24 protein-coding genes are annotated in these 24,834 nt (G+C 73.5%); 11 read left to right on the top strand and 13 right to left on the bottom strand.

Going from position 1 to position 24,834, the window contains the following annotated elements:
• Window positions 1-178: 178 nt before the first annotated feature.
• The 7 genes from OIU81_RS28315 to OIU81_RS28285 form a co-directional block, all read right to left on the bottom strand.
• On the bottom strand, window positions 179-751 hold the full coding sequence (locus OIU81_RS28315) for a hypothetical protein (RefSeq protein WP_329152278.1): 573 nt from the start codon (window positions 749-751) through the stop codon (window positions 179-181).
• Window positions 748-2,184 carry a HAMP domain-containing sensor histidine kinase gene (locus tag OIU81_RS28310; protein WP_329152277.1) on the bottom strand — a complete coding sequence of 479 codons (1,437 nt, stop codon included), beginning with the start codon at window positions 2,182-2,184 and terminating at the stop codon, window positions 748-750. The genes OIU81_RS28315 and OIU81_RS28310 overlap by 4 nt, the downstream gene beginning before the upstream one ends.
• Window positions 2,181-2,873, bottom strand: coding sequence for a response regulator transcription factor (locus OIU81_RS28305; RefSeq protein WP_329152276.1), 693 nt, complete (start codon window positions 2,871-2,873; stop codon window positions 2,181-2,183). Before OIU81_RS28305 ends, OIU81_RS28310 begins: the two co-directional genes overlap by 4 nt.
• A gap of 123 nt (window positions 2,874-2,996) precedes the next feature.
• A complete protein-coding gene (locus tag OIU81_RS28300) occupies window positions 2,997-3,593 on the bottom strand; it encodes a GerMN domain-containing protein (protein ID WP_329152274.1) in 597 nt (198 codons plus the stop codon).
• 76 nt (window positions 3,594-3,669) lie between these two features.
• Window positions 3,670-4,920: an acyltransferase family protein gene (locus tag OIU81_RS28295; protein ID WP_329152272.1), complete on the bottom strand. Its 1,251-nt coding sequence runs from the start codon at window positions 4,918-4,920 to the stop codon at window positions 3,670-3,672.
• A 108-nt stretch (window positions 4,921-5,028) separates the two neighbouring features.
• A complete protein-coding gene (locus OIU81_RS28290; protein ID WP_443074170.1) occupies window positions 5,029-5,844 on the bottom strand; it encodes an SGNH/GDSL hydrolase family protein in 816 nt (271 codons plus the stop codon).
• Window positions 5,845-5,986: 142 nt separating this feature from the next.
• A complete protein-coding gene (locus OIU81_RS28285; protein WP_329155418.1) occupies window positions 5,987-7,078 on the bottom strand; it encodes an amidohydrolase family protein in 1,092 nt (363 codons plus the stop codon).
• Between the two features lie 589 nt (window positions 7,079-7,667).
• On the opposite strand from OIU81_RS28285, the gene ectA reads away from it, so the two are divergent.
• From ectA to thpD, 4 genes are all read left to right on the top strand, one after another.
• Window positions 7,668-8,234 (top strand): diaminobutyrate acetyltransferase, encoded by a 567-nt coding sequence (gene ectA, locus OIU81_RS28280; RefSeq protein ID WP_329152267.1) that lies wholly within the window; start codon window positions 7,668-7,670, stop codon window positions 8,232-8,234.
• A gap of 136 nt (window positions 8,235-8,370) precedes the next feature.
• The gene (ectB, locus tag OIU81_RS28275; RefSeq protein WP_329152265.1) at window positions 8,371-9,639 is read left to right on the top strand and encodes a diaminobutyrate--2-oxoglutarate transaminase; all 1,269 of its coding nucleotides are present in this window, start codon (window positions 8,371-8,373) and stop codon (window positions 9,637-9,639) included.
• 54 nt (window positions 9,640-9,693) lie between these two features.
• Window positions 9,694-10,110: an ectoine synthase gene (locus OIU81_RS28270; RefSeq protein WP_329152263.1), complete on the top strand. Its 417-nt coding sequence runs from the start codon at window positions 9,694-9,696 to the stop codon at window positions 10,108-10,110.
• Between the two features lie 91 nt (window positions 10,111-10,201).
• Complete coding sequence (gene thpD, locus OIU81_RS28265; RefSeq protein WP_329152262.1) at window positions 10,202-11,101, top strand: ectoine hydroxylase; 900 nt, start codon at window positions 10,202-10,204, stop codon at window positions 11,099-11,101.
• An 85-nt stretch (window positions 11,102-11,186) separates the two neighbouring features.
• On the opposite strand, the gene OIU81_RS28260 is transcribed toward thpD, so the two are convergent.
• The 4 genes from OIU81_RS28260 to OIU81_RS28245 all read right to left on the bottom strand — a co-directional run bounded on the left by OIU81_RS28260 (window position 11,187) and on the right by OIU81_RS28245 (window position 14,900).
• Window positions 11,187-12,254, bottom strand: a complete 1,068-nt coding sequence (locus tag OIU81_RS28260) for an alkene reductase (protein ID WP_329152260.1) — start codon at window positions 12,252-12,254, stop codon at window positions 11,187-11,189.
• A gap of 119 nt (window positions 12,255-12,373) precedes the next feature.
• Window positions 12,374-12,832, bottom strand: coding sequence for a hypothetical protein (locus OIU81_RS28255; protein ID WP_329152258.1), 459 nt, complete (start codon window positions 12,830-12,832; stop codon window positions 12,374-12,376).
• Between the two features lie 133 nt (window positions 12,833-12,965).
• Window positions 12,966-14,051 (bottom strand): aminotransferase class V-fold PLP-dependent enzyme, encoded by a 1,086-nt coding sequence (locus OIU81_RS28250; protein WP_329152256.1) that lies wholly within the window; start codon window positions 14,049-14,051, stop codon window positions 12,966-12,968.
• 129 nt (window positions 14,052-14,180) lie between these two features.
• A complete protein-coding gene (locus tag OIU81_RS28245) occupies window positions 14,181-14,900 on the bottom strand; it encodes a DsbA family oxidoreductase (protein WP_329152254.1) in 720 nt (239 codons plus the stop codon).
• Between the two features lie 83 nt (window positions 14,901-14,983).
• On the opposite strand from OIU81_RS28245, the gene OIU81_RS28240 reads away from it, so the two are divergent.
• Entirely contained in the window at window positions 14,984-15,649 is a 666-nt protein-coding gene (locus OIU81_RS28240) for a class I SAM-dependent methyltransferase (RefSeq protein WP_329152252.1), read from the top strand.
• Here the strand turns inward: OIU81_RS28240 and OIU81_RS28235 are convergent.
• Window positions 15,646-17,190, bottom strand: a complete 1,545-nt coding sequence (locus OIU81_RS28235; RefSeq protein ID WP_329152250.1) for an aldehyde dehydrogenase (NADP(+)) — start codon at window positions 17,188-17,190, stop codon at window positions 15,646-15,648. The genes OIU81_RS28240 and OIU81_RS28235 overlap by 4 nt on opposite strands.
• A gap of 150 nt (window positions 17,191-17,340) precedes the next feature.
• Between OIU81_RS28235 and OIU81_RS28230 the strand changes: the two genes are divergently transcribed.
• The 6 genes from OIU81_RS28230 (at window position 17,341) to OIU81_RS28205 (ending at window position 23,268) form a co-directional block, all read left to right on the top strand.
• On the top strand, window positions 17,341-18,111 hold the full coding sequence (locus OIU81_RS28230) for an IclR family transcriptional regulator (protein WP_329152248.1): 771 nt from the start codon (window positions 17,341-17,343) through the stop codon (window positions 18,109-18,111).
• 154 nt (window positions 18,112-18,265) lie between these two features.
• Window positions 18,266-19,516: a sensor histidine kinase gene (locus OIU81_RS28225; protein ID WP_329155417.1), complete on the top strand. Its 1,251-nt coding sequence runs from the start codon at window positions 18,266-18,268 to the stop codon at window positions 19,514-19,516.
• Window positions 19,517-19,644: 128 nt separating this feature from the next.
• Window positions 19,645-20,355, top strand: coding sequence for a response regulator transcription factor (locus tag OIU81_RS28220; protein WP_329152246.1), 711 nt, complete (start codon window positions 19,645-19,647; stop codon window positions 20,353-20,355).
• Between the two features lie 157 nt (window positions 20,356-20,512).
• The gene (locus tag OIU81_RS28215; RefSeq protein WP_329152244.1) at window positions 20,513-20,785 is read left to right on the top strand and encodes a GlsB/YeaQ/YmgE family stress response membrane protein; all 273 of its coding nucleotides are present in this window, start codon (window positions 20,513-20,515) and stop codon (window positions 20,783-20,785) included.
• A 73-nt stretch (window positions 20,786-20,858) separates the two neighbouring features.
• A complete protein-coding gene (locus tag OIU81_RS28210; RefSeq protein ID WP_329155416.1) occupies window positions 20,859-22,106 on the top strand; it encodes a TerD family protein in 1,248 nt (415 codons plus the stop codon).
• A 313-nt stretch (window positions 22,107-22,419) separates the two neighbouring features.
• Entirely contained in the window at window positions 22,420-23,268 is an 849-nt protein-coding gene (locus OIU81_RS28205; RefSeq protein ID WP_329152242.1) for a class I SAM-dependent methyltransferase, read from the top strand.
• A 53-nt stretch (window positions 23,269-23,321) separates the two neighbouring features.
• Here the strand turns inward: OIU81_RS28205 and OIU81_RS28200 are convergent, their stop codons facing one another.
• Window positions 23,322-24,773 (bottom strand): alkaline phosphatase PhoX, encoded by a 1,452-nt coding sequence (locus OIU81_RS28200; RefSeq protein WP_329155414.1) that lies wholly within the window; start codon window positions 24,771-24,773, stop codon window positions 23,322-23,324.
• Between the last annotated feature and the right edge of the window lie 61 nt (window positions 24,774-24,834).

Genomic DNA, 24,834 nt, shown 5'->3' with positions numbered 1-24,834 from the left:
GAAATGGAGCCGCCGGCCGCGCCAATGGGGGACATCGCGCGGGCCGGCGACCTCGACCCGCACATCGTGTCCGCACCGGCGGTGAACAGGGAGCCACGCGCAGTCAGTTCACCCTATTAGGTGGTTTCCGTGCCTTTATTCGATTCGCGTGGCACGGGCGCCCGCCCCGCACCAGCCGTCACGGCGCCGGGGATCCGGTTCCGGCGGGGGCCCCGGTCCCTGTGCTCTCCGGGCTCCCCGGGTTCAGTACGCAGCGCCGGGTCTCCGTGGCGCCGCCCGGCGCGCGGCGCAGCCGCACCTCCACGTCGCCGGTCGGGATGCCGTCCGCCGTGCCCGCCGCGTCGGCGACCGTGCACACCAGCTGGCGCAGGGCGGTGCGGCCGGCTCCCCACCCGGCGGGCACGAGGACGTCGACCGTGCCGCGCCGCTGCCCGGTGACCGTCGGCGCGGGGGCGCCGCGCGGCACGAAGGTGATCAGGCCGCGGGCCCGCTCGGCCTCGTCGGGGCCTTCCCACAGGCGCTTCAGGGCGAGTTGCGGGGAGTTGGGGGCGCGGTCGAGGCGGGAGACGCGTTCGAGGCCGAGGGGCGAGGAGAAGTACACGTGCACGGCGTCCGCGGGGTGGGCCCCCGGCTCGGGCAGTCCGGCGGCCGGGGAGCCGGCCGGCGCCGGAGCGGTGTCGCCGATGCCGCAGCCACCGAGCAGCGCCAGGGCCGGCGCGAGCAGCAACAGGGCCGCCGGGCGCCGTCTCATGCCGGGTTCCACGGCAGCGTCAGGGTGAACACCGCGCCCCCGTCGGGGACGTTGGCGGCGGTGAGGGTGCCGCCGTGCAGCCGGGCGTTCTCGGCGGCGATGGCCAGGCCCAGCCCGCTGCCCTCGCTGCGGGTGCGGGCCGCGTCGCCCTTGGTGAAGCGGTCGAAGACATGCGGCAGCAGCTCCTCGGGGATGCCCGCTCCGCCGTCGGCGACGGTCAGCACGAGCGCATCCTCGCCCGCCCGGGCCCGCAGCCGCACCGGCACCGAAGAGCCGCCGTGGCGCAGGGCGTTGCCGAGGAGGTTGGCCAGGACGACGTCGATGCGGCGCGGGTCGAGGCGGGCGCGCAGGCCGTCCGGCACGGCGACCTCGACCCGGTCCTGCCAGTGGCGCAGCGCCAGGGTCTTGCCGACGAGTTCGCCGACGTCGATCTCGTCGAGGTGCAGCACGGCGGCGCCGGCGTCCAACCGGGAGATCTCCATCAGGTCCTCGACCATGCGGGCGAGATGGCGGGTCTCGTCGGCGACCAGCGTCAGCGCCTCAGAGGTCTCCGGGTCCAGCCGGCCGGAGGCGGCGTCCTCGTCGAGCACGCCGGTCACGGCGGTCATCGCCGCGAGCGGGGTGCGCATCTCGTGCGAGACGTCGGCGGCGAACCGCCGGGCGCCCGCCTCCATGCGCCGCAGGGTGGTGGCATCGGCCTGCAGGGTCGCGGCCATGGTGTTGAAGGTGCGTCCCAGATCGGCGAGTTCGTCCTCGCCGGTGACCTCGATGCGGGTGTCGAGGGCGCCGGCGGCCATGTTCTCGGTGGCGGAGCGCAGCTGCCGTACCGGGCGCAGCACCCGGCGGGCGGCGAGCAGCGCGGGCACGAGGGAGACGAGCACGACGGGCAGGACGCCGGCGCGGGCCGCGGCGACCAGCGAGGTCACGTCGCGCTGCTCGGGCGCGAGCGAGAAGGAGGCGTAGACGACGAGTCCGGAGGGCTTCGAGGGACGGTCGGCGGAGGCGACGGGCAGTGCGATGGCGAGCTGAGGGTCCCCGCCACGGTGGAAGCGCTGCACGACGGCACCGTCGGCCGAGGACGCGGCGCGGCGCAGCGCGGCGGGGACGGCGGGGGCGGGGGTGGTGGCGGCGACCAGCGCGCCGCCGCGGACGGCGGCGGCGGTGTGCCAGTTGCGCGCGCCGCCGGCCCGGTCGAGCTGGAGCGTAAGGGTGCGCAGGTCCGAGGCGGTGGGCCGGGCGGGCAGGTCCGGGGCGAGGGAGCCGACCTGGTCGCGCAGGCCGTGCACGGCGCTGTCCTGGGCGCGGTCCAGGATCGCGGTACGCGCCTGCTGGTAGGTGAGCACGGCGGTGGTCAGGGCGCTGACCGCGGACACCAGGAGGAAGGCGACGACGAGCCGGGTGCGCAGACCACGGGGGACCAGGCGGCGCTTCACAGCGGGCCGAAGCGGTAGCCGAAGCCGCGCACGGTCTGGACGTAGCGCGGGCCGCGCGGGTCGTCCTCGATCTTGGACCGCAGCCGCATCACACACGCGTCGACCAGGCGGGCATCGCCGTAGTAGCTGTGTTCCCAGACCTGTTCGAGGAGCTGCTGGCGGCTGAAGGTCTGCTCCGGCGAGGCGGACAGGAACAGCAGCAGCTTGAGCTCCGAGGGCGCCAGCACCAGCTCCCGGCCGTCCTTGCGCACCTGCAGCCCGACCCCGTCGATGACGAGGCCGCCGTAGGTCAGGCGCTGCTCGCGCGCCGCCGCGGCGGACTGTGCGGGGGCCACGCGGCGCAGTACCGCACGCATCCGGGCCTCGATCAGCTCACCGCTGGCGGGTTTGACGACGTAGTCGTCGGCGCCGGCCTCCAGGCCCACGACGACATCGATGTCGTCCCCGCGCGCGGAGAGGATCACCAGGGGCACCTGGCTGGTCTCACGGATGCGCCGGCAGACCTCCAGGCCGCTCATGCCGGGCAGCATCAGGTCGAGCAGCACGATCTCCGGCGCGAAGGGCCCGAGCGCCTCCAGGCCGTCCTCGCCCGTGCCGACCGCTTCGGTCTCGTGGCCGCGGCGGCGCAGACCCAGGGTGACGCCGCGGCGCACCGCCGGATCGTCCTCGATCAGCAGGACGCGTGTCATGTCCGTGCCCTCTCCTCTCCTGCGGTCGGCACCTCCGCCCCGAGTGGGACAGACAGTGACAAAGCTACTCATTCAGGGTGGTGCCGTGGCCGCCGGGACCGGACGCACCGGCGGCCGGGCCGGTCAGCGGCTGCCTGCGGGGACGGCCACGCCGGACTCGTCACAGGTCACCGCCCAGGCGTCCGCGGCCTTCCGGTCCAGCCCCGATTCATGGACCCGTACGACCACGTCCACCGGCCGCTTCCCGCCCGGGATGCCCGGTGCCGCGGCGGCCGTGCACACCAACTGGTGCACCGCGACCCGGTCCAGCTCCGGCACCAGCCAGGGCAGATACAGGTCGACCGCGCCTTGTGCGGCCTCGGCCCGGACCCGGTGTGTCCCGCCCGGCAGCGCCGTGACCAGCCCGCGTGCCCGCTCGGCCCGGGTGGGCCCGGCCAGCAGGGCGTTCAGCGCCGTCTGCGGTCCGGCGCCGGGCGGTGCGGGCCGGGCGACGGGCCAGGTGCCGTTCGGGGCGACGAAGTAGGCCCGCACCACCTCCCCGCCGGCCGTCCGCGCCCCGGTGGCCGGCGCACCGGCCGCCGACGGCCCGGCGTCCGTGACCCCGCAGCCCGCGAGCGCCAGAGATGCGAGCAACGCGGCGGCCGGCGCCGGCCACCCGGTCCCGTGGCGCGAGGTCCGGTGGCGTGCGGCCCCGTGGTGCGCGGTGCGCCTTACCCGCATACCTCCCCCTTCGTGCGCTTCTCCCGCATTCACCCAGTCTCTCCTCGGTGCCGGCCCCGGTGGCCCGCGCCACCGCCTACGGCGACATCAGCTGCTGCACATCCACCGTTCCGGCCCCCGGCTGCGGCCGCGGTATCGCCGTCCACACCCCCAGCGCCACGACGGCCGCGGCGGTGAGCGCCACCAGCCCCCGGCGTCCGGTGGCCCACCGCGCCCGGAACCGCACCGGGTCCTCCACCAGCAGCTTCGACAGCACCGCCGCCACGAGCGACAGGCCGATCGCCAGGGCGGCACGCGCCCACCCGCCGATGCCGAACACCTCCTGGGGCAGCAGCAGATACACCGGCCAGTGCCACAGGTAGAGGCTGTACGACAGCTCCCCGAGCCGGCGGGGGACGGCGCTGCCCAGCGCCCGTCCGGTACGCCCGCCCGGCGCCGCGGCGAGCAGCGCGATGAGCACGGCGGCGGCCAGCGAGTGCGCGAACAGCCCACCTTGGAAGAGACCGGGTGCGTTCTGGCCGCCGGTCAGCGCCCAGGACGCCACGAGCCCGCACACCAGCAGCGCGCACACCCCGTCGGCGACCGCTCCCGGGACGCGGGCGGTCAGCCGCCGCACGGGCGCGGTGGCCACCACGGCGCCGAGCAGCAGGGCGAAGGCCCGAGTGTCGGTGCCCTCGTACGCCCGCGTGGTGTCCACGGCGTTGCCGAGCTGGATCATGAGCGCCAGCGACCCGAGGGCGCCGGCGCCGGCCAGGAGGGCGACCCGGCGCGGACCGCCCCGGCCGCGCCCGGCGACGGCGACCACCAGCGGCCACACGAGGTAGAACTGCCACTCGACGGCGATGCTCCACAGGTGCGAGAACAGCCGGGTGTCGGAGGCGTTGAAGTATCCGACCTGTTCGGCGATGAAGTGCCAGTTCACCGCCTGTGCCGCGGCCCACGGCGCGTCGTCGAGGGCGAAGCCGAGCAGGGACGGCGGACCGGCCGCCCAGGCCAGCAGCAGGGCCGCGGTGCCCATGACGGCCAGCGCCGGCAGCAGCCGCCGCGCCCGCCGCCCCCAGAAAGCGGGCAGGCCGATCCGGCCCCGCCGCTGCGCCTCCCCCAGCAGCAGCCCCGTGATCAGGAAGCCCGACAGGACGAAGAACAGGTCGACGCCGAGGAAGCCGCCGCCCAGATACCCGGCGTGGAACAGCAGCACGGCGGCGACGGCGAGCCCGCGCAGCCCGTCGAGCGGGGCGACATGGGCCCGGCCGGGAGTACGCCCGGGGCGCGGGCGGTGGTGCGCGGCGGGGGCGGGAGCGGAGGGGGCGGGAGGGGAGTGAGCCATGGCGGAGTCCTCGGCGGACCGGGGGCCGGTGCGGGCACCTCGGCGGGTCCACCACGTGTGGAGGGGGAAGGAGGCGGCGCGCCGGACACCGGCGCGGGGGCTACCGGGTCAGTCGCACTTGAGCTGCGCGTAGCGCTTGTCCCCGGTCCAGGAGCCCCGCGCCCACTTCTCGGGCGCGGCCGGGGTGAAGCCGTCCTGCTTGCCGAGCCGCTCGGTGAACCACTTGGCGAAGGCGGCCGAGCCCTGCTGGCAGGAGTGGATGCCGTCCTTGGAGCGCTTGGCCTTCGGACCGGCGCGCTCGGTGCCCCACAGCGGCGTGGTGTCGACGAAGCGCACCTTGCCGCCGCTCGCGTCGGCGACCTGCTTTGCCACCTTCGGCGCGCTCTTGATCGCGCCCTCGTACTTCTGGTAGAAGTCGTCGATCTTGAACGGCGGCGCGGAGACGAGGTCCAGCTCGGCCCCGGCGTCCCGTGCGGTCTTCGCGAGCTTCTCGTACGCGGCACGCTGCTGCGCGGGCGTGCCCCAGTCGTAGCTGGTGATCTGGTAGGCGATCACGTCCGGCCGGAACGAAGCGAGGTTCTTCTTCAGGTCCTTCCACGTGTTCTGGGCCATCGGGCCGGCCATTTTGTCGCCCTCGACGACCGTGCCGCCGCCGTCGGAGGACGCGTCCTTGAAGCGCTGGCCGCTCGCCGTGAGCGCCGCCTCCAGGGGCGGGGCCTCGGCGCCGGCGATGGAGTCCCCGATCCACAGCACCTTCTTGCCGGCCTTCTGCTGCCCGGAGGAGTCCGCCGCCGTCCCGCCGCCGGAGCCGCCGCAGCCGGCCAGGGCGGCACCGGCACTCACGGTGACCAGGGCGAGGGCCGCGAGGACGGCCGGGCGCCGGTGACGGGGGGAGGTGCGATGAGGTCTGGTGTCGGTGTGCATGCCCCCACGAAACCAGCGGAAATCGCCGGTCAGCGGGGTCGTCATCGGTTGCTCACACGACGGGGATCAGGCCGTCATGCGACACGGCCCCGCCCCGCCCGGCCGCCGCCGAGGGGCGGCCGTGGGCGGGGCGGCCCGCCCGCTAGCCCACGACCTCCCCGCGCAGCACCACCCGCCGGGGCGCGGCCAGTACCCGCACGTCCTCGCGCGGATCGCTGCCGTAGACCACCAGGTCCGCGGAGGCGCCCTCGGTGAGGCCGGGGCGGCCCAGCCAGTCCCTGGCGCCCCAGGTGGTGGCCGAGAGGGCCGCCACGACGGGCAGACCCGCCCGGGTCAGCTCGACGACCTCCTCGGCGACCAGCCCGTGGGCGAGCGCGCCGCCGGCGTCCGTGCCGGCGAAGACGGGCACCCCGGCGTCGTAGGCCGCCCGCACGGTGTCGTAGCGGCGCGCGTGCAGGCGCCGCATGTGGGCGGACCAGCGCGGGAACTTCCCCTCGCCGCCGTCCGCGAGCTGCGGGAAGGTGGCGATGTTGACGAGCGTGGGGACGATGGCGACGCCGCGCTCGGCGAACAGCGGGATGGTGTCCTCGGTGAGCCCGGTGGCGTGCTCGATGCAGTCGATGCCGGCCTCGACGAGCGGGGCGAGGGAGTCCTCCGCGAAGCAGTGGGCGGTCACCCGGGCGCCGAGCCGGTGGGCCTCGGCGATGGCCGCCTCGACCGCGCCCCGGGGCCAGCAGGACTCCAGGTCGCCCGTGGAGCGGTCGATCCAGTCGCCGACGAGCTTGACCCAGCCGTCGCCGCGGCGGGCCTCCTGGGCGACATAGGCGACCAGGTCCTCGGGCTCGATCTCGTGGGCGTAGTTGCGGATGTAGCGCTTGGTACGGGCGATGTGGCGGCCGGCGCGGATGATCCGCGGCAGGTCCTCACGGTCGTCGATCCAACGGGTGTCGGAGGGTGACCCGGCGTCCCGGATCAGCAGGGTTCCCGCGTCACGGTCGGTGAGCGCCTGTTTCTCGCTGGTGGGGTCGTCCACCGGGCCGTGCGCGTCCAGGCCCACATGGCAGTGGGCGTCGACCAGGCCCGGCAGTACCCAGCCCGTCACGGTGGTGGCATCCCGTGCCATGGCCGGCCGGTCGTAGGTGACCCGGCCACCGACGACCCACAGCTCGTCGCGGACCTCTTTTGGCCCGACGAGAACCCTCCCCTTGAGGTGCAGCACCGCACCATCACTCATGGACGTCATACCGGCACTTTAGGCGTCGCCGCGCGGTGCGCGGAGGGCCCTGCCACAACCGGCCGGCGGGGACTTTCCGGCGGCCGTTTCCCCCGGAACCCGGCGACTTCCCCGCGCTTTTGCGCCCGGGCTCTCCGTGCAGGGCCTGCATACGTTCCGTGTCCGGTTCCCAAAAAACGCCCCGCCCGTTCTCCACGGGGTCGGGGACATGATCTCGCGCCGGGTCTTCGGGGTCTTGCCACGGAAGCGACGCTCAGGTTTCGATGGGCCTTACGCCGCACCTTCCGGCGGCGAATTCCCAATTCCCTTTGCGTACAGCTTCCCGTATTCTTCTGCCCGCTTTTCCGCACCTCAAACGCCACGATTTTGCTCGCGGCAAGTACCGTAATTCGGACGCATCTCATGGACGTTACGGAGCTGTGACCGACTACACAACGTGTCCGTTTCGCCCCGAACATCCTGGTCAAATCGTGACATCTTGCGGCGACATCGCGCACCCGGGCGCCCCCGCGCGATAACATACCTTCGCCGCTTCCGTAACCCCTGCCCGCGATGCAATTTCCTTTTTCCCTGGGTAAATTTAATTCCCATGACCGCCGCACAAGCAGACCATGCAGGTGCCCGAAGCGATTTCAGAGAATTTCCGGAGGGCTTCAAGCTCGACACCCCACGAGTGGAGGACGGAGCCGCGATCTGGCGCATCGCCCGCGACTCCAAGGCGCTGGACCTCAACTCCTCCTACAGCTACCTGTTGTGGTGTCGCGACTTCGCCGCCACCTCCGTCGTCGCCCGCGACACGGAGGGCGAGCCGGCCGCCTTCGTCACCGGATACATCCGCCCCGAGCGCCCGGAGACGCTCGTCGTCTGGCAGGTAGCCGTCGACGATGCGCACCGCGGCCAGGGGCTGGCGGCCGCACTCCTGGACGGGCTCACCGCCCGTGCCACGGACGAGCTGGGCGTGCGTTTCGTCGAGACCACCATCACCCCCGACAACGCCGCATCCAACCGGTTGTTCGCGTCCTTCGCCGAGCGGCACTCAGTGCCGATCGAGCGGGAGGTGCTCTTCGACGCAGGGCTGTTCCCCGAGCAGGGCCACGAGCCGGAGGTGCTGCACCTCATCGGCCCGTTCCCGCCACCGGCCCGCTCAGGGCGCTGACGAACCCCTAGGGCCGCTCAGCCCCGCGCCGCAGCGGCCGTGCGGAATCCGGCACCACACCCCACGACACCCGCCGGCACCGCCCAGCCACCACAGACTTCCCATCCTTTCGCCACTCATCTCCCAGGAGCATGCTGTGACCATCACCCAGCCCGATCTGAGCGTCTTCGAGACCGTGGAGTCGGAGGTCCGCAGCTACTGCCGTAGCTGGCCCACCGTCTTCGACCGTGCGCAGGGCAGCCGCATGACCGACGAGGACGGCCACACCTACCTCGACTTCTTCGCCGGTGCCGGCTCGCTGAACTACGGCCACAACAACCCCGTACTCAAACGCGCGCTGATCGACTACATCGAGCGGGACGGGGTCACCCACGGCCTGGACATGTCCACCGTGGCCAAGCGGGCGTTCCTGGAGTCCTTCCAGAACATCATCCTGCGGCCGCGCGACCTGCCCTACAAGGTCATGTTCCCGGGCCCGACGGGCGCCAACTCCGTCGAGGCCGCGCTGAAACTGGCCCGTAAGGTCAAGGGCCGCGAGTCGATCGTGTCCTTCACCAACGCCTTCCACGGCATGTCGCTGGGCGCGCTGGCCGTCACCGGTAACTCCATGAAGCGGGCCGGTGCCGGTATCCCGCTGGTGCACGGCACCCCGATGCCGTTCGACAACTACCTCGACGGCACCTACCCGGACTTCCTGTGGTTCGAGCGGCTGCTGGAGGACCAGGGCTCCGGCCTCAACACCCCCGCCGCCGTGATCGTCGAGACGGTCCAGGGCGAGGGCGGCATCAACGTCGCCCGCCCCGAGTGGCTGCGCGCCCTCTCCGAGCTGTGCGAGCGCTGGGACATGCTGCTCATCGTCGACGACATCCAGATGGGCTGCGGCCGTACGGGTGCCTTCTTCTCCTTCGAGGAGGCGGGCATCGTGCCGGACATCGTCACCGTCTCGAAGTCCATCAGCGGCTACGGCCTGCCGCTCGCGCTGACCCTGTTCAAGCCCGAGCTGGACATCTGGGAGCCCGGCGAGCACAACGGCACCTTCCGCGGCAACAACCCGGCCTTCGTCACCGCCGCCGCGACGCTGGACACCTACTGGGCCGACGGCCAGATGGAGAAGCAGACTCTCGCCCGCGGTGAGATCGTCGAAGCACACCTGAAGGCGATCGCCGAGGAGCACCCGGAGGCCATCGCCGAGTACCGCGGCCGCGGTCTGGTGTGGGGCCTGGAGTGCAACGACAAGCCCCTGGCCGACAAGATTGCCAAGCGCGCCTTCGAGCTGGGTCTGCTCATCGAGACCTCCGGCCCGGAGAGCGAGGTCGTCAAGCTGCTTCCGGCCCTGACGACCACCCCCGAGGAGCTGGACGAGGGTCTGCGCATCCTCGCCCGCGCGGTCCGCGACTGCGCCTGATCGGCCCAACGGCCGCAGAGATCCTTACCGTTTCACAGAAAGGCACCCCGCACCGTGATCGTCCGATCCCTCCAGGACATCGAAGGCACCGACCGCCACGTCAAGGCCAAGTCCGGCACGTGGGAGAGCAAGCGCATCGTGCTCGCCAAGGAGCGCGTCGGCTTCTCCCTGCACGAGACCACTCTGTACGCCGGTACGGAGACGTCGATGTGGTACGCGAACCACATCGAGGCCGTACTCTGCGTAGAGGGTGAGGCCGAGCTCACCAACGACGAGACCGGCGAGCAGCACACCATCACCCCGGGCACGATGTACCTGCTCGACGGACACGAGAAGCACACCATGCGGATCAAGAAGGACTTCCGCTGCGTCTGCGTCTTCAACCCGCCGGTCACCGGCCGTGAGGACCACGACGAGAACGGTGTCTACCCGCTGCTGACCGAACCCGATCCGGAGCCCGAGACGGTCTGAGGCGTCACACCCCGCCTGCCCCGTCCGGCAGATGAGGAAGGCCCACACGACGTAAGCCAGAGCCCGTACGAGAGGAGAGGAAGGCAACACCATGACCACCGCACCCGAGCGCACCGCCGACCTGTACCCGACCCGTGGGACCGCCGAGGTCATCACCCCGCGGAAGGACCCGGTGGTGTGGTCGCAGCCCGGAACGGCCGGCCCGTTCGCGCCGTCCGAGCTGAGCGACTTCGAACGCGACGGCTTTTTCGCCATCGGGGAACTGCTCACGGCGGAAGAAGTCGCGGTGTACCGCGCCGAACTGGACCGTCTCGTCCTCGACCCGACGATGCGCGCCGACCCGCGCTCCATCGTCGAGCCGAAGTCACAGGACGTACGGACCGTGTTCGAGGTGCACAAGATCAGCGAGGTGTTCGCCAAGCTGGTCTCCGACCCGCGTGTGGTCGGTCGTGCCCGGCAGATCCTCGGCTCGGACGTCTACGTCCACCAGTCGCGGATCAATGTGAAGCCGGGCTTCGGTGCCACCGGCTTCTACTGGCACTCGGACTTCGAGACCTGGCACGCCGAGGACGGGCTGCCGAACATGCGCACCGTGTCGGTCTCCATCGCGCTGACGGAGAACTACGACACCAACGGCAGCTTGATGATCATGCCCGGCTCGCACCAGCACTTCGTGGGCTGTGAGGGCGCGACACCGAAGGACAACTACAAGCGGTCCCTGCAGATGCAGGACGCGGGCATCCCGTCGGACGAGGTGCTGACGAAGATGGCGGACAAGCACAGCATCCGCCTCTTCAAGGGCAAGGCCGGCTCGGCGACCTGGTTCGACTGCAACGCCATGCACGGCTCGGGTGACAACATCACGCCGTACCCGCGCAGCAATGTCTTCCTCGTCTTCAACAGCGTGGACAACGAAGCGGTGGAGCCGTTCGCGGCGCCGGTCCGGCGCCCGGAGTACATCGGGGCGCGTGACTTCACGCCGGTGAGGTAGTCACGGTGAAACCGGTGGCGCGGCCGCCGCACAGCAGGGTCTGTGCGGCGGCCGCGCCGTGTGCGCGGTGCGGGACGGCCGCTCCTCAGCCCTCCAGCGCCGGGTAGTCGAGGTAGCCGGAGTCGTCGCCGCCGTAGAAGCTCTCCCGGTCGGGGGTGTTGAAGGGGCCGCCGCGCGCCAGGCGGCGGGGCAGGTCGGGGTTGGCGAGGAACAGTGCGCCGAAGGCGAGGAGATCGGCCTCGCCCCGCTCGACGAGCGGCAGCTCCTCGGGGCCGGTGGGCCGGCCGTCGGTGGCCGGGTTGAGCAGGAACGTCCCGCCGAAGCGGGTACGCAGCCGGCCCAGCAGCTCCGTGTCGGGGACGTCGCAGGTGTGCAGATACGCCAGGCCCAGCGGGGCGATGGCGTCGATCAGCGTGGTGTACGTGGCCTCGGGCGCGGGCTCGTGGATGTCGTTGAAGGTGTTGCCGGGCGAGAGGCGCAGGCCGGTGCGGTGCGCGCCGACCGCGGCGGCGACGGCCGTGACGACGTCGATGGCGAACCGTGCGCGGGCCGCGTCGGAGCCGCCCCACTCGTCGGTGCGCAGGTTGGCGTTGGGCGCCAGGAACTGGTGGACCAGATAGCCGTTGGCACCGTGGATCTCCACCCCGTCGAACCCGGCCTCCATCGCGTTGCGGGCGGCGTCCGCGAACCCGGCGATGGTCTCGGCGATCTCCACGCCGGTCAGCGCTTGCGGGGTGACGAAGTCCTTGAGGCCCTCGTGGGTGAAGCCCTGGCCGGCCGCGGCGACCGCGGAGGGCGCCACCGGCAGTTGGCCGTCGGCCAGCAGCACCGGGTGGCCGATGCGGCCGCCGTGCCACAGCTGGGCGAAGATCCGGCCGCCCGCGGCGTGCACGGAGTCGGTGACCTCGCGCCAGCCGGCGACCTGTGCGGGGGTGTGCAGGCCGGGGGTGAGCGGGTAGCCGCGGCCGATGGCGGCGGTCTGGGCGGCCTCGGTGATGATGAGGCCGGCGGAGGCCCGCTGGGTGTAGTAGCGGACCATGGACGGGGTGGGGACGCCCTCGGCGGTGGCGCGGTTGCGGGTCATCGGCGCCATGACGATGCGGTTGGCGAGCGGGATGCCCGCGAGGTCCATCGGGTCGAATGCGGTGGTCACTGAGGGCCTCTCAACTACTGCTCGGAACAGGTCCGTTGCCCATTACATCAGTATCGGCGTCCGGGCCCCCGGCCGGCATTCCCCGCCCCCGCCGGCATGCGCCGGCCCTGGGCCCCCACTCACTGATGCCGGACCGGCGGGCAGTGGCCGGTCTTCTCGCCGATGCTGTTGATCTCGGCATTGGACCGCGAGTCGCCCGCGTAATTGATCTGGTTGGTGCAGCTCGTCCCGGGCTTCTTGGGGGTGCCCGAGGGCTTGTCGCCCTTTTCCGGCGCCGGGCAGTGGCCGGTCTTCTCGCCGATGCTGTTGATCTCGGCGTTGGACCGCGAGTCGCCCGCGTAATTGATCTGGTTGGTGCAGCTCGTCCCGGGCTTTTCGGCAGTGCCCGTCGGCGCGTCGCCGGCAGAGTTCCGGGCGGTCTTGGCCCCGGAAGTGGAGGAGTGGGTGGCATGGGCGGAGCCGGCGGGTGCTGAGGCGTCGCTGCCGCCGCCCTGGCAGGCGGTGAGCCCGAACGCGGCGACGGTGATCACCATGGCGGCTGCGGCCTTGCGGGCGTGGCGGAGGGTGGTGTGCGACATGTTCTTCCCGTTCTGTCCGGTGCTGCGGGCTCGGCAGAACAAGACTGTCGGTCGCTGCTGACGATCTACCGCTGTCCGGCTAACGCCCCACTAACGTCCGGGCCGATGGCGGGTGTTGTGCCGGGTGCCACGCTCACCCTCGCCCGTCGGACAGGCCCTGGTCCAGCAGGGACAGCAGCCGCTCCACGTCGTCCGTCGAGTTGTAGAGGTGGAAGGACGCGCGGAGCAGTCCGCCACGCACCGCGATCCGCACCCCCGCTTCGGTCAGCCGGTGTTCCGCGTCCGTGAGGCCCGGCGTGGAGACGATCGCCGAGCCCGGCGCGGGCGCCGGCGCCAGGCCGCGCTCGGCCAGCCCGGCACGGTAGTGGGCGGCGAGTGCGGTGTTGTGGGCGTGGATGGTGTCCACGCCCAGCTCGTCGATGAGGGCGAGGGACTGCTCGGCGCCGATGTAGGAGTAGTGGGCATGCGGCTCGTCGAAGCGCCGGGCGGTGGCGGCCGGCCGGATCGGGCCGTAGTTGGACGCGCCGGGGTCCTCGCCGGCGACCCAGCCGGCGTGCGGCGCGGCCGGCCACGGCGCGCCCGCCCCCAGCTCCCCGCCGAAGATCATGAAGGTCGTGCCGCGCGGGCACAGCAGCCACTTGAAGGCGCCGGCGACGACGAAGTCGAAGTCCGCGGCACGCAGCGGCAGCCAGCCGGCGGCCTGGGTCGCGTCGAGGTAGGTGCGCGCCCCATGAGCCCGCGCGGCGTCGCGGATCGCCGCCATGTCGGCGATCCTGCCGTCCACGGACTGCACGGCGCTGAACGCGACCAGCGCGGTACCGGGGCGCACGGCGTCGGCGAGCGCCTCCAGCGGCACGGTGCGCAGTGTGATGCCCGGGTGGGCGGCGAAGGGGTTGACCAGCGAGCTGAAGTCGCCCTCGGGCACCAGCACTTCGGCGCCCGCCGGGAGCGAGGCGGCCACGAACCCCGACTGCACCGCGACCGAGCTGCCGACGGCGACCCGCTCGGCGGGCACGCCCATCAGCCGGGCGAAGGTGGCCCGGGAGGCGGTGGCGGCGGCGAAGTAGTCGCGGCCCATGGTGCCGTAGGAGGCCGATTCGTCGAGGGCCGCGCGCAGGGCGGCGGCGCTGCGTGCCGGGAGGAGCCCGCTGGAGGCCGAGTTCAAGAAGGTCGTCTCGGGCGCGAATTCCGCCCCGCCGAGTGGCACACGTCGCTGCATGCCCCCACTGTGCTCGGTGACACCCGCCCCGTCCATGACGCGGGCCCGTATCCCGCCACGGGGGCGTTGGGGGGGGCGGGGTCCGGGGCACGCGGGGGCGGCGCGGCCTGCGGGCAGGCCGCTGCGCGCTCACTCCCCCGGCACGGCGCAGCCGTCGTCCCCGCACACCGCACCGGCGCCCTCATCGCCGCCGTGTCCGTCACCGCCCGGCTCGCCACCCTCCGCATACGCCCGCTCCAGGGCCTGCCGGAAGACCTCGGCGGGCTGTCCGCCGGAGATGCCGTAGCGGCGGTCGATGACGAAGAACGGCACGCCGGTGGCGCCCAGCTCGGCCGCTTCGCGCTCCTCGGCGCGCACCTCCTGCGCATACGCCCCGGGGTCGGCCAGCACCCGCGCGACCTCGTCGGCGGGCAGCCCCGCACCGACCGCGAGCTCACTGCGCACCGCCGGGTCCCCGAGCGCCCGGGCCTCGGCGAAGTTGGCGCGGTAGAAGGCGTCGAGCAGCGCGTCCTCGACGCCGTGCGCCCTGCCCAGGTGCAGCAGCCGGTGCAGGTCGAAGGTGTTGCCGTGGATCCGGTCGGAGCGGTAGTCCAGCCCCTCCGCGGCCGCGGCCCCGGCGACCCGGGCCTCCCTCTCCGCGGCCTGCTCGCGGGTCACGCCGTACTTCTCGGCGAGCATGTCCAGCACCGGGAGATCACCGGTGGCCGGCGCCTTCGGGTCCAGCTCGAAGGAGCGGTGCACCACCTCGACCACGGCACGGTGCGCGAACCCGGCGAGCCCGGCCTCGAAGCGGGCCTTGCCGATGTAGCACCAGGGGCAGGCGATGTCGGACCAGATTTCCACGCGCATGGGACGGCTGACTTTCCTCGTGACGGATGTGCGTGGGGGCAACCATGTGCGGCACGCGCCTATTCCGGGGGTAGCGTCCGGGCATGACCTCGCCACAGGGATTCCTCGGCTTCTGGGAGACGACCGGGTCGGCCAAGACCTTCACGCATCCCCTCGATCCGGCGCTGCTGGAGGAGCATGTGCCGCGTGACGCGCGGGTGCTGGACTACGGCTGCGGCTACGGGCGGCTGACCGCCGAGCTGGCCGGGCGGGGTTACCGCTCGGTGCGCGGGGTGGATGTGTCGGCGGCGCTGATCGCCCGGGGGCGGCGGGAGCATCCGGAGCTGGATCTGCTGCGGTGGGGCGGGTTTCCGCTGCCGTTCGAGGACGGGGCGTTCGATGCGGCGCTGCTGTTCGCGGTGCTCACCTGTGTGCCCGGGGACGCGGACCAGAGTGCGATCGCCGGGGAGCTGGGGCGGCTGGTGCGGCCCGGCGGGGTGCTGTATCTGAGCGATGTGCCGTTGCAGGACGACGCGCTCAACCAGGAACGCTATGCGCGGTACGCGGAGCGGTACGGGACGTACGGGGTGTTCGAGACGCCCGACGGCGGGGTGTTCCGCCACCATCCGCCGGAGCTGCTGCGGGAGAGGGTGCAGGCGGCGGGCTTCTCGCTGCTGGCGGAGCGGCGGGGGTCGGTGGGCACCCTGGACGGGCGGACGGCCGAGCGCCTGCAGCTCGTCGCCCGCAAGGAGCCGGCGGCGGCCGGCTAGACGCCCTCCGCGCGGCCGTTGATCCGGCGCGGGAGGCCGAGCGGGTTGTCCTCGCGCAGCTCGGGCGGCAGCAGGGCGGGCGGGGTGTCCTGGTAGGCGACCGGTCGCAGCCAGCGTTCCACGGCGGTGCCGCCGACGGAGGTGGCGGTGGAGGTGGTGGCCGGGTAGGGGCCGCCGTGGTGCTGGGCGGGGGCGACCGCGACCCCGGTGGGCCAGCCGTTGACGACCACCCGGCCGGCGAGCGGGGTGACCGCGGCCAGCAGCCGGGCGCCGCGCCCCGTCCCGTCGGTGCCGGCGCTCTCCGCGTCGCCGAGGTGGAGCGTGGCGGAGAGGTTGCCGGGGAGCCGGGCGAGGACGGCGGCGATCTCGGCCTCGTCGGTGTAGCGGGCGACGACGGTGACCGGGCCGAAGCACTCCTCCAGGAGGAGGTCGTGGGGCCCCTCGGTGGTGAGGCGGGCGGCGGGGACGGTGAGGAAGCCGGCGCTGACGGTGTGCTCACCGCCGGCGCCCGGGGTCACCGGGGCCTCGACGCCCGCGAGCCCGGCGCGGCTGCCGATCCCGTCGAGGAACGCCTGGCGCATCCGGTGGTCGAGCAGCACCCCGGCCTCACTGTTGCTGACCGCGGCGGTCAGCGCGGTCACCAGCCGCTCGCCCGCCTGCCCCGCGGGCGCCAGGACCAGGCCGGGCTTGACGCAGAACTGGCCGACGCCGAGCGTCATCGAGCCGGCCAGCCCGGCGCCGATCTCCTCGGCGCGTTCCCCGGCCGCGGCCTCGGTGATCACCACGGGGTTGAGGCTGCCGAGCTCGCCGTGGAAGGGGATGGGGTGCGGACGGGCGGCGGCCGCGTCGTACAGGGCGCGGCCGCCGCGGACCGAGCCGGTGAAGCCGGCCGCGGTGATCAGCGGGTGGCGCACCAGGTCGATACCGGCCTGGAAGCCGTGCACCAGGTGCAGCACGCCCTCGGGCAGGCCGGCCTCGGCGGCGGCCCGGCGCAGCAGCGCGGCGCACAGCTCAGAGGTGGCCGGATGGTCCGGGTGGGCCTTGACGACGACCGGGCAGCCGGCCGCCAGGGCGCTGGCGGTGTCGCCGCCCGGTACCGAGAAGGCGAGCGGGAAGTTGCTGGCGGAGTAGACCGCGACCGGGCCCAGCGGGATCTTGTAGCGGCGCAGATCGGGCCGGGGCGGGGCGAGCGCGGGGTCGGCGTGGTCGATCCGTACGTCGAGGAACGCGCCCTCCTGCACGAGGTCCGCGAAGGCCCGCAACTGGTAGGTGGTGCGGGCGAGTTCGCCGGTGAGCCGGCCGGGGCCGAGCGCGGTCTCGGCGTCGGCGGCCTCGATGACCGCCTCGCCCGCGTCGTCGAGCAGCTCCGCGGCACGGCGCAGCAGGGCGGTGCGTACGGCGCGGTCGGCGAGCGCGCCGCGGGCGGTGTGCGCCGCGCGGACGACGGTGTCCACCTCGTCGGCCGTGGCCTCCACCGCCACCTGTTCCCGCTGCTTCCCGGTACGGGGATCGACACTCCAGACTGGAGCTGCTGCTGCCACCGTGCATTCCTCCCGGGCGATGCCGTGCCGAGTCGTTCAAGACGTTCCGCTTTCGCGCAGCACACCGGACCGCGTTCGCTATGCTGAACAGCGTCCCAGATCATGAACAACTGGGACTCTATGGCGGCCGGAACAGGGGGGTCAAGGGCGATGTCAGCTGCCGATACCGGTGGATCGCAGGTCAAATCCGCGGTGCGGACGGTGAAGTTGCTCGAATACTTCGCGGGACGCCCCGGACTGCACAGTCTGACGTCCGTCCAGGAAGCCGTCGGCTATCCGAAGTCCAGCCTCTTCATGCTGCTGCGCACCCTCGTCGACCTGGGCTGGATCGAGACCGATGCGACCGGCACCCGCTACGGCATCGGCGTCCGTGCGCTGCTGGTCGGCACGTCCTGCGTCGACGGCGACGAGGTGGTGGCCGCGGCGCGGCCGGCGCTGGACCGGCTCGCCGAGGACACCGCCGAGACCCTCCACCTCGCCCGCCTCGACGGCACCCACGTCGTCACTCTCGCCACCCGCCCCTCGCCGCACCACCTGCGCCCCTTCACGCGCGTCGGCCGGCGGCTGCCCGCGCACTCCACCGCGCTGGGCAAGGCGCTGCTCGCCACGCACACTGACGACCAGCTGCGGTCGTTGCTGCCGCCGGTCCTCCCCCGGCTGACCGAGCACACGCTCACCGACCGCGAGCAGCTGCTCGCGGAGCTGCACACGGTGCGCGCGCGGGGATACGCGGTCGACCGCGAGGAGAACACCCTGGGCCTGCGCTGCTTCGGTGTCGCGCTCCCCTACCGGGCACCCGCCCGGGACGCGCTCAGCTGCTCGGTGCCGGTGGCCCGGCTGACCCCGGCCCATGAGCAGCTGATCAAAGACGCCCTGTGCGGCGCCCGCGACCGACTGACGCCGGCCGCCCGGCAGCGGTGAGCCGTCCCCGCCGGGCGGCCCTCCCCCGTGCGGCGGAGGCGGATCGTCGCCGGGGCCGACGCGTACCGGTCCGGCTGCCGGAAGGCTGGCGGCCATGAGCCTTTCGACCGGCCGGGATGCCCTTCGCCGCCTGCGGGGCCCTTCCGCGGTGCGGATGACCGGGCGGCGCTGGGTCCATCTGGTGCTGGGCGGCGCGCTGTTGATGCCGTTCTTCCTGCTGGTCTCCGTCTTCCTCCCGCCGTTCGACGAGGACAAGGGCCCGCTGGGCTCCGCCGGCCGGCAGTTCCTCGACCTCGGCTGTGCACTGCCGCTGGCCGCCCTGGCCGCGCTGCTCTTCCCGCTGGCGCGGCCGCTGGAGGTGCACGCCGTCCGGTCGCTGTGCGGGGTGCCCGCGGAGCTGTTGGCCGAGGGGCCGGCTCTCTCATGGGCGGCCCGGCGGCGCACCGCGCTGTGGTTCGTGACGCATCTGCTGGCCGGAGTGATCGTCAGCGGGGTGTCGCTGGCCGCGCCGCCGGCCGCCGTCCTGCTGCTGGTCCTGCCGTTCTCCCCCTCCTTGCAGCACACCGAACCGCGCTGGCCGGACGCCTTTCACGGGGTGCTGGGGCCGCTCACGGGACTGGCGCTGCTGGCGCTGGTGGCCGGCGCCGCCTGGGGAGCCGGGACCCTGCTGGCGCGCTGCGCCCCGGTGCTGCTGGGGCCCACGCCCGCCGACCGGCTGGCCGCCGCCGAGCGCCGGGCCGCCGATCTGGCGTCCCGCAACCGGCTGGCCCGCGAACTGCACGACGCGGTCGGGCACGCGCTGAGCGCGGTCACCCTCCAGGCGGGCGCGGCCCGCCGGGTCCTGGACGCGGACCCGGAGTTCGCCCGCCGGGCGCTGGCCGCCATCGAGGAGACCTCCCGCACGGCGGTCGCCGAACTGGACGCCGTACTGGGCCTGTTGCGCGCGGAGGACGGCAGTGACCCGGCCGCGCCCGCGCCCACCCTGGACGGCCTGGAGGCGCTGCTCGACCGGACCCGGGCGGGCGGCGTACCGGTCGAGGCGACGGTCGAGAGGGGATGTACGGGGCTGCCGCCGGTGGTCTCGCGGGAGGCCTATCGGATCGTGCAGGAAGGACTCAGCAACGCCCTGCGGCATGCCGGGCCGGTGCCGGTCCGGCTGTCCGTACGGGTGGCGGACGCGCAGGTGAGGATACGGATGGAGAATCCGCTGCCCGGGGCGGTGGCCGGGCCGCCGGCCGCCCGCGCCGCCCCGAAGGCCCGCGCGGGCGGCGGCCGCGGGCTGCGGGGCATCACCGAGCGCGCCCGGCTGCTCGGTGGCGGGGCGAGCGCCGCCGCCGAGGACGGCGTCTGGCGCCTGGCGGCCCGGCTGCCACTGGCGGGCACGGGGGCGGGAGCGGAGACATGAGGAGTAAAGGCGAGTAAAGAACAGTAGAGGAGAGCAGAGAGGCGCAGAGGGGAGCAGAGGGGGTTAAAGGGGTGCAGAGGGGCACAAAGGCACAAAGAGGCGCACCGCCGGAAAAGGGGGACGAGGGAATGGCCACCGTACGGAACGACGGACGGCCGGCCGGTGACGCGGAGGCAGCCCGCCCGCTGCGCATCGTCCTCGCCGACGACGAACGGCTGGTGCGCGGCGCTCTGCGCGCGATCCTGGGCGCCGAGGACGGCATGGAGGTCGTCGGCGAGGCGGCGACCGGCGCCGAGGCGGTGCCGCTGATCCGGGAACTGCGCCCGGATCTCGTGCTGATGGACGTCCGGATGCCGGAGATCGACGGGATCCGGGCGACCGAGCAGGTGCTCGCCTCGATGTCCGCACCGCCGCGCATCATCGTGGTGACGACCTTCGAGAACGACGCCAGCGTCTACGGTGCCCTGCGGGCCGGTGCCAGCGGCTTTCTCCTCAAGCGTTCCGGCGCCGAGGAACTGGTCCAGGCCGTACGGCTGGTGGCGCGCAGCGACTCGCTGCTGTTCCCGGCGGCGGTGCGCCGGCTCGCCGCCCGGCACGCCGGGGAGCAGGCGGCGGACGAGGCGGTGCGGACGCTGCGGGCCCGGCTGTCCGGGCGGGAGGGTGCGGTGCTGCGGCTGATGACCACGGGGCTGACGAACGCCGAGATCGCCGAGCGGCTGGGGGTGGGCCCGGCCACGGTCAAGACCCATGTGGCGGGGGTGCTGGCCAAGCTCGGGGTGCGGGACCGGACGCAGGCGGTGATCGCCGCGTACGAGTGCGGGTTCGTCCGGCCGGGATGAGGACGGGCCGCGACGGCGGTTGACCTCGCGCGCGACGCCGGCCGGGTCCACCGCCGTGACCTGCGCACGTGGCCCGTGCCACGCCGCGGAACCCCTGCCGCCCGGCCGGCGTCCTGATCTGTGTACCAACCCTCCGCGCAGGAACGAGGAACGCATCATGGGCATCGTCAGTTGGCTCGTACTCGGGCTGATCGCAGGCATCATCGCCAAGGTCCTGCTGCCGGGCCGGGACCCGGGCGGGATCGTCGGGACGACCCTGATCGGCATCGTGGGCTCCTTCCTCGGCGGCTGGCTCTCCACGAAGTTCCTGCACCGCCCGATACCCAAGGACTTCGGCGAACCCTCCATGTGGATCGCCTCGGTCGCCGGTGCGCTGGTCCTGCTGATCGCCTACCGGCTGCTGTTCGGCAACTCCCGCGCCCGCCGGTGAACGCGGACGGCCAACCGGCCGCAGGTAATGGAACCGCAAAGGCGAGCCGATCGTTGAGCCCGGCATGACCGCTATGACTCCTGGCTCGAACCTCCCGCTCAGCGCCGCGCGGGTGGCGGTGGACGTCACCGCCCCCGTGCGGCTGGATGTGTCGGGCCTGCTGCTGGCCGCCGGCGGCAAGGTCCGCTCCGACGACGACTTCGTGTTCTACAACCAGCCCTCCGCACCGGGTGTGACGCACTCCGCGGCGGCCGCCGGCGGCGACACCATCACGGTCGACACCGCCGCGGTGCCCGAGGGCATCGAGAAGATCGTCGTGACCGCGAGCCTGGACACCCCCGGCGCGACCTTCGCCGGCACGGAGCCCACGGGCACGGTCCGCAACGCCGACGACGGCAGCGTCCTGGCCTCCTTCACCCCGCCGCGGCTGGGCACCGAGACCGCGCTGGTGCTCGTCGAGATCTACCGCCGGGGCGGCGTGTGGAAGGTCCGCGCGGTCGGCCAGGGCTACGCCAACGGCCTCGCGGGGATCGCCACCGACTTCGGCGTCAGCGTCGAGGAACCGGCCGCGCCCGCCGCCGCCCCGCAGGCACCCCCCGCTCCCCCGACCCCCGCCGCCGGGTGGGGACCGCCCACCGGCGCCCCCGCCCCGGTCGCCCCGCCGCCGCCCGCCGCCGCGCCGGCGGCCCCGGCTCCCGCGCCGTCCACCCCGGCCCCCGGCACCGGCACCGGCACCGGCACCGGCAAGATCAACCTCGACAAGGGCCGGGTCAGTCTGCAGAAGAACCAGACGGTGTCGCTGGTCAAGGGCGGCCGTCCGGTGCTCAGCTCGGTCCGGATGGGCCTCGGTTGGGAGCCCGCCTTCCGCGCCAAGAGCATCGACCTGGACGCCTCCGTCATCGCCTACGGCCCGGACCGCAAAAAGGTCGACAACTGCTTCTTCGGCAAGCTGATGATCCTGGGCGGCGCGATCCAGCACTCCGGCGACAACCTCACGGGCGAGGGCGCCGGCGACGACGAGGCGATCACCGTCCACCTCGGCGGGCTGCCTCCGGAGGTGACGGGCCTGGTCTTCGTCGTGAACTCCTTCTCCGGCCAGAAGTTCTCCGATGTCGCCAAGGCGTACTGCCGCCTGCTGGACGCCCAGAGCGGGGAGGAACTGGTCCGCTTCGACCTCACCCACGCCGAGCCGCGCACGGGCGTGATCATGGCGAAGCTCATCCGCCAGTTCTCCGGCGAGTGGGAGATGACCGCGCTGGGCGAGTTCGTCGACGCCCGCACGGTCCGCGGCATGACCAAGCCGGCCGCCCAGGCGCTGTGAAGCGGGGCCGTCCGCCCGCTCCGGACGGCCCGCCCGGCCAGGTCCCGCCCCGCAGCCCGGGGCGGGACCGTCCGCGCCGGCAGCCCGCCATGACGGACCGTCAGCGCCCGTACCGGCGGCGCGCCTTCCCCGGTGCGGGAGCGCTCCGGGCCGAGAATCGTGCCGTCCGTATCCGTACCGCCGGGCGCCACCGCATCCCGTCCGCCGACCGCCCCGCCCCGGGATCCCGCCCTCCCCCGCCCCGTCCCCGCACGGCCGCTCACGGCGCCGCCCGTCGCGGCAGGCCCCGCCCGGCACGCACGAGGAGCGTTCGATGACGCAGCAGCCGCCGCCCGCCGGCCCCCCGGACCTGCCCGACCGGGTCATGGAGGTGTACGGCGAGCTCGACCTCAGCACCGTTCCCGCCTTCGCCGGCGGCTTCATCAATTTCGGCTACTGGGCGGGCCTGACCGGCCCCGCGGACCGGCCGCTGACCGAGGCCGACCGCGTCCGCAGCGAGCAGGACCTCTACCGCCTGGTGCTCGGCACCTTCGCACCGGCGCGGGGCCGCACCGCGCTGGAGGTCGGCTGCGGGCGCGGGCTGGGCTGTGCGCTGGCGCTGCGCGAGTTCGGCCTGGGAACGGTCATCGGGCTGGACGCACACCCCGACCAGATCGCCCGGGCCAGGGAGGCGAACGCGGAGCTGCTCGCCGCCTCCCCGGACACCACCGGCCGGCTGGAGTTCCGCCGGGGCGCGGCGCAGCACCTCCCGCTCCCCGACGGCAGCGTCGACTGCCTCTTCTCCGTCGAGGCGGCGCAGCACTTCCGCGATCTGCCCGGTTTCGCCCGGGAGTCGGCGCGGGTGCTGCGCGCGGGGGGCCGGCTGGCGCTGACGACGTTCTTCGCCCGCACCCCGGCCGCCGCCCGCGCGCTGCCCGGGCTGCTGCCCCCGTACGCCGACGGCCTGGACGTACCGCACGTGGTCGACGAGGTCGCCGCGACGCTCTCGGCGGCGGGCCTGCGCCAGGTCGGCGTCCGGTCGATCGGCGAGGGGGTCTGGGAGCACTACGACCGCTACATGGCCCAGCGGCCGGAGCTCCGCGACGAGTGGCCGCGCCGCTATCTGACGGCCTATGAGACCGGTCTGCTGGACTACTACGTCCTCACCGCGACGGCCGGCTGAGGCGCGCCGCCCGTTGCGGCAGGGGCCTCGCCGTCCGGTCGCCCGCGGGGCGGTTACCGCTGCCGGCGGTGCCGCTTCCACGGGCCGGTGATGGCCAGCATGATGCCGGGCTCCTGGATGTTGGCGAACAGCGTCCGCCCGTCCGGGGAGAACACCGGGCCGGTGAACTCGCTGAACTCCGGCTTGTCCGCGGTGCCGATGTTGAGCTCGTTGCGGGCGACGGGGTAGGTCCGGCCGTCGTCGGTGGCGCCGAAGAGGTGCTGTACGCCCTCGCCGTCCTCGGCGATGATCAGGCCGCCGTAGGGCGAGACGGTGATGTTGTCGGGGCCGTCCAGCGCACCGTCCTCCGCCGGGTCCGGGTTGACGCCCAGCAGGACCTTCAGGGTCAGGGTCCGGCGTCGCGGGTCGTAGAACCACACCTGCCCGTCGTGCGGGACCGGGCTCTCGGCACGGGCGTAGGACGACACGACATAGGCGCCGCCGTCCGCCCACCACAGGCCCTCCAGCTTGCGGGCGCGGGTGACCTCACCGTCCTTGAACTGCTTGCGGACCGACACGGTCCGGGCGTCGCGGTCGGGCACCTCGACCCAGTCGACGCCGTAGACGGTGCCCGCCTTGGTGGCGCGCGAGAGGTCGTCGACGAACCGGCCGCCGGAGTCGAAGCACTTGAAGGCCGCCAGCACGCCCGCGTCATCGGCGAGCGTGCGCAGCCGGCCGTGGCCGTGCCGGAAGCCGTGCGGCGGGGTCCAGCGGTAGAAGAGGCCGTTGGGGCCGGCGGCGTCCTCGGTCAGGAAGAGGTGGCCGCGCTTGGGGTCGACGACGACGGCCTCGTGGGCGTACCGGCCCAGGGCCTTGACCGGCTCGGGGTGCCGGCCGGCCGCGAGATCGTGGGGGTCGACCTCGAAGACATAGCCGTGGTCCTTGGTCATGCCGTGCTCGCCGGCCTTGTCCTCGGTCTCCTCGCAGGTGAGCCAGGTGCCCCAAGGAGTGGTGCCGCCCGCGCAGTTGGTGGAGGTACCGGCGATGCCGACCCGCTCGCCGACCGGGCTGCCGTCCTTGGCGACCTCGACGACGGTGCAGCCGCCGGCCGCCGCCGGGTCGTAGACCAGCCCCTCGGCCGGCGGCACCGGGTGCGGCCAGTCGCCGCGCGGGCCCTTGAGCTCGTGGTTGTTGACGAGCAGGGTGGTGCCGCGGTGGCCCGCGAAGGTGCCGGTGCCGTCGTGGTTGGAGGGGGTGGACTCCCCGCTGTCGAGCGTGGTGACGCCGGTGCGGGTGATGATCCGGTACGAGAACCCGGCGGGCAGGGCGAGGATGCCGTCGGGGTCGGGGACCAGCGGGCCGTAGCCGGCGCCGTGTCCCTGCGGCGTGCCGTCGCCACCGGCGTCGGGCAGCTCCTCGGCGAGGGCGCCGGGCGCGGTGGCCAGCACCCCGGCGCTGCCGGCCAGCGCGACCCCCGCGCCGGCGAGGGCGGAACGCGTGGCGAAGTCTCTTCGAGTGAGCGGCATTGTCATCTCCAAGATGGCCGGAATCGTCTCCCCTGGGTCCTGCGCCGCACACGTTTCCGCC

The organism is Streptomyces sp. NBC_01454, assembly GCF_036227565.1.
Classification (GTDB): Bacteria; Actinomycetota; Actinomycetes; order Streptomycetales; family Streptomycetaceae; genus Streptomyces.
The sequence above is the reverse complement of the archived record's forward strand: the minus strand, read 5'-3'. Positions and strand labels throughout refer to the sequence as shown.

What these genes read in the sequence shown, in the direction of transcription:
- OIU81_RS28220 (WP_329152246.1), top strand. Translation starts at nt 19,645, where the DNA reads ATGGCCACCGTACGGAACGACGGACGGCCGGCCGGTGACGCGGAGGCA.
- OIU81_RS28285 (WP_329155418.1), bottom strand. Translation starts at nt 7,078, where the DNA reads ATGAGTGATGGTGCGGTGCTGCACCTCAAGGGGAGGGTTCTCGTCGGG.
- OIU81_RS28210 (WP_329155416.1), top strand. Translation starts at nt 20,859, where the DNA reads ATGACTCCTGGCTCGAACCTCCCGCTCAGCGCCGCGCGGGTGGCGGTG.
- OIU81_RS28250 (WP_329152256.1), bottom strand. Translation starts at nt 14,051, where the DNA reads ATGCAGCGACGTGTGCCACTCGGCGGGGCGGAATTCGCGCCCGAGACG.
- thpD (WP_329152262.1), top strand. Translation starts at nt 10,202, where the DNA reads ATGACCACCGCACCCGAGCGCACCGCCGACCTGTACCCGACCCGTGGG.
- OIU81_RS28315 (WP_329152278.1), bottom strand. Translation starts at nt 751, where the DNA reads ATGAGACGGCGCCCGGCGGCCCTGTTGCTGCTCGCGCCGGCCCTGGCG.
- OIU81_RS28295 (WP_329152272.1), bottom strand. Translation starts at nt 4,920, where the DNA reads ATGGCTCACTCCCCTCCCGCCCCCTCCGCTCCCGCCCCCGCCGCGCAC.
- ectA (WP_329152267.1), top strand. Translation starts at nt 7,668, where the DNA reads ATGACCGCCGCACAAGCAGACCATGCAGGTGCCCGAAGCGATTTCAGA.
- OIU81_RS28305 (WP_329152276.1), bottom strand. Translation starts at nt 2,873, where the DNA reads ATGACACGCGTCCTGCTGATCGAGGACGATCCGGCGGTGCGCCGCGGC.
- OIU81_RS28240 (WP_329152252.1), top strand. Translation starts at nt 14,984, where the DNA reads ATGACCTCGCCACAGGGATTCCTCGGCTTCTGGGAGACGACCGGGTCG.
- OIU81_RS28290 (WP_443074170.1), bottom strand. Translation starts at nt 5,844, where the DNA reads ATGCACACCGACACCAGACCTCATCGCACCTCCCCCCGTCACCGGCGC.
- OIU81_RS28225 (WP_329155417.1), top strand. Translation starts at nt 18,266, where the DNA reads ATGACCGGGCGGCGCTGGGTCCATCTGGTGCTGGGCGGCGCGCTGTTG.
- OIU81_RS28245 (WP_329152254.1), bottom strand. Translation starts at nt 14,900, where the DNA reads ATGCGCGTGGAAATCTGGTCCGACATCGCCTGCCCCTGGTGCTACATC.
- OIU81_RS28255 (WP_329152258.1), bottom strand. Translation starts at nt 12,832, where the DNA reads ATGTCGCACACCACCCTCCGCCACGCCCGCAAGGCCGCAGCCGCCATG.
- OIU81_RS28215 (WP_329152244.1), top strand. Translation starts at nt 20,513, where the DNA reads ATGGGCATCGTCAGTTGGCTCGTACTCGGGCTGATCGCAGGCATCATC.
- OIU81_RS28200 (WP_329155414.1), bottom strand. Translation starts at nt 24,773, where the DNA reads ATGCCGCTCACTCGAAGAGACTTCGCCACGCGTTCCGCCCTCGCCGGC.
- OIU81_RS28300 (WP_329152274.1), bottom strand. Translation starts at nt 3,593, where the DNA reads ATGCGGGTAAGGCGCACCGCGCACCACGGGGCCGCACGCCACCGGACC.
- OIU81_RS28205 (WP_329152242.1), top strand. Translation starts at nt 22,420, where the DNA reads ATGACGCAGCAGCCGCCGCCCGCCGGCCCCCCGGACCTGCCCGACCGG.
- OIU81_RS28230 (WP_329152248.1), top strand. Translation starts at nt 17,341, where the DNA reads ATGTCAGCTGCCGATACCGGTGGATCGCAGGTCAAATCCGCGGTGCGG.